Source organism: Chryseobacterium sp. MDT2-18 (assembly GCF_030815285.1).
In the GTDB taxonomy this organism is placed as follows: domain Bacteria; phylum Bacteroidota; class Bacteroidia; order Flavobacteriales; family Weeksellaceae; genus Kaistella; species Kaistella salivictor.
Window position 1 is genome coordinate 1 of sequence record NZ_JAUSWQ010000023.1, and the last position, 3,511, is coordinate 3,511.

Below are 3,511 nucleotides of genomic sequence, written 5' to 3' on the forward strand. Positions count from 1 at the left end.
GTAGATATTTGATAATTGGGTAAACTTGTTCTAAAAGCATCGAGTTTATCTAATAATATGGCTTCCGAATAGTTCGGGTTCCCATAATCTGAAGCCGCAATAATCGCCGGGGCTGATGCTGAAACTTGTGCATAGGTTGCTCCATCGATTTTCGCTATTGGCTGGGTTTGGTTGTAACCCCAGATGATTGCTGTGGGAACTCCAGATTTTGTGCTGTATTGTTGGAGATTGCCTTTATCGTCATATTGATCATAGGACACCTGCTTGTCCATTTGGGTTGACTGTAAGTCCCGACTGTAAACCTGATAAGGCAATTGTAATCCAGATGTTTTAGCATCGGCATCTAACTGCGAAACAGGATATTTCGTTTCTGTCTTGGAGATAACAACACCATTTTTCTTCCCTTCTGTTTCTAAAGGAATACCGATCATGTTTTTGTCTATTAAATACTGGTTACCTTTTTCGTGAGCATAAGTATAGATAGTTTCTTGTGTAGACAAGTCAGGAAAAACGATACTTTCCTTTGTTAATTGTGCATGAGAAGGATTTTCATATGCATAATTTGTTATTTTTTCAAGTATTTCACCTTTCAAATTTTCTTGCAAAATCTCTTTTTCTTTGTGAACCACCGCTGATACAAGTTTTTTTCCTATATAATCAAAACTAGCAAGTCTAATTATAAGAGCACAATGTTTTAGGATTGCGTATTGAGGTTTAGTCACAAAAAATTTATAGCTCATCCTATGATATTCATTAGGGTGAGATGGTGGTGTAAAGCCTAGACCTGACTCTACCGTATTAATTTGTGGAGTTTCCAAAATATTATATTCAGTACTTATTGTTTTAATGGGTAATTTTTCATTATGTTTATAAATTTCTTTTTTCGTCAAATACCCTCTCTTCCATGAATTATCATTGAATGTTAGAAAATAATTATTGTAGTATAAAGGTTGGTCATCAAAATGTAAAAAAGTATAAACCGTTTTTCCATTATCCTTATTAGTTATATCCAGTGTATTTTCTTCAACTTTGCTATAAAACACGGGATTGCCATTGTATCCTGAAATTTCACCCAAAGAATTACTATAATATTTTTTATAAATTATACTATATTCTAGTGGATAACAGAAATCATTACTATCTTTTATCCAATTGACCGTCTCTAAATCATAGAATATAGGATAATCGTATAATTTACCAGTGGATATACCGTTTTGATTGTAATTAATTTTTTTAAGATATTTAGCAGTACCATTATGATCTTTTGAAACAATTTGGGAAAGTCTGAGACCGCCAACTTCGAGATTTTTTTGCCCCTGATATGTTATTTCACAGCCGGTCCAAAATAATTGCAAATAGGGATCTGGAAGTCCCGCAGTTTGCATGCTTAAAATATAAGTTCCAGGGCTCAATGTGATTTCAGTCTGACCAAGACCACTCATTGACGGAAGAGCAACCCAAGAATTGTCGTTTACATTTATTAAACTAAACTTGAGGTAAGTCGTTGTTGTAGTTTCAAAAGGAGGAGGTATATTATATTGTAATGTGACAATTGTTCGCTCATATAGAGTAAATGGGGGAAGGGTTTCATCGAATATACCACCATCAGGGTATAGTCCTTTGATAGTTTGCGTACAATTATATTCTTTATAATTGTATTCATTGTAGGTGTTACTTTCAAACATAAAATTATCTTCACCTTTAGTGGGGTAAGTAATTTTTTTTAATACTGTTAACTGTGTTGCTTCTTTGTTTGGAGCTTTACCTTCATTGTAAAAATATTCTTTAAAATGTTTGTTGTTATATCGTTTATGTCCATTGTAATGTGGGACGGTAAAGTATCCCCAAGCATCTTTGATTTCTGTGCTTTTTTCTGGCAGGAAACCATTATGATAATCGAATGAATAATGCTGGTCATTAATTGCTAAAGAATCTAATTTAAGCCAGCTATTGTTGCTATCGGGATTGACCGAATCCCCGAAATACGATTGAAAGAAATTAATATTGAAAGTACTTCCTTCATCCTTGATAATAACGCTTGCAAGGGAGCCTAATTTTTTTGCAAAATGATTTTTCACATCGTAACGAGGTACGTTATTGTAATTAAAAAGCATTCTATCTTTACCATTTACTTTTATTTTTTTTAAAATAGGTAAATGATGTTTTGATACTTCAGAAGTATTTTTTACTTCGAATTCTTTTGCATATCCTGGCGGAAGATTAAATCCATCCGAAACACCTTTGGTATAAGAGATCGGGTTGCTATATCCATATTCCACATCGTCATAAATAAATTCTGCAATATCATTCTTGCTATAAATTTTTGAAAGAAAAAAACTACTGGTATATTGAGATGTTTGGCCACCAACTGGATAACCTCCGCTCAAAATTTGTCCCCCTGAATTAAGTTCTATATTATCAAAAACAAAATATTCATAAATATTACCTAAAGTGTCAATTATTTTAAAACCATTACTTTCAAGGCGAATAACTTCTTTACCTAAGGGCATTTGTCTTCCATTCATACTTTTATCCAAGAAAAATTTGCCACTTTTCCCCGGAAAAGAATAATAAAAAATGTCCGGTTCAGAATCTGCATTTATACCTGATCCGGATATAAATTCACCTCCTTGTTCCATAATTGAATTAGAGTTTTCTCTTAAAAACTGGTATTCCGGGTGATTATATGCTTGCGACATATTTGTGACATACTCAGCGTATCCCATTTTTAATGGTCTGTCAACTGGAAAGCCACTAGGAAAATACGGGTTCTCATTTGGAGAATGTAAATCATTAAGTCCTCGAATATTTTGAAAAATTTTGCCACCGATTTCCAGATCCCATCCTAATCCTATATTTGATGCATTTTCTGAAGGCTTAAAACCTGTAGAAACATACGATAATGTTAATGGTAATTCGAGGTTACGTAATTTAAGAGTATACAAATTAAGTGAGTAATTTATAGCTCCAGAAGAGTAATTAACAGGAATGTCAACCTTTTTAACTAGTCCTGACATTTCTGGTGAAATTGGAAAAATGTCTTTAATATTACTTTGCGCTTTATTTAAAACGCATATGCAAAATAAAAATATGAATTGATAGGTAAGTTTCATTCTCATCATTTCTTCACGATTTTAGCGTTAACAGATTTAGTTTGGGCATTCGCGGTTACAATATAAACTCCCTGCGGCAAAGCAGCAGTATTAATTTTCGTCACTTTATTTTTTGTTTTCATAGTTTGTATTTGTCTTCCACTCATATCATGAAGCGTAATTTGCGCTTCACCTTTTAATTCAAAACCTATTTCTACATAGGCGTACTCATCAACAGGATTGGGGTAAATCCGTAGGTCTTGTTTTTCTATGAGATTATCCAAATCTTTATCGTCCAATTTCAAGATTTTCCAGTTCTCTTGGCCCAGCTCTTCGGCACTCGTTCCTGCCAAAAGAAAAGTTCCATCGTTCTGCAGTTTTGCAGAAACCAGCCGTTCTTCTTTTTTCTTTGCTTTTCC

Annotated in this window: 2 protein-coding genes; both read right to left on the minus strand. The window is 33.5% G+C overall.

Going from position 1 to position 3,511, the window contains the following annotated elements:
• Positions 1–3,113 (minus strand): hypothetical protein (locus QF004_RS13835; RefSeq protein ID WP_307427469.1); only part of this gene is annotated, 3,113 nt, incomplete at its 3' end.
• Positions 3,114–3,118: 5 nt separating this feature from the next.
• The coding region (locus QF004_RS13840; RefSeq protein WP_307427475.1) for a T9SS type A sorting domain-containing protein at positions 3,119–3,511 on the minus strand (393 nt) is incomplete at its 5' end.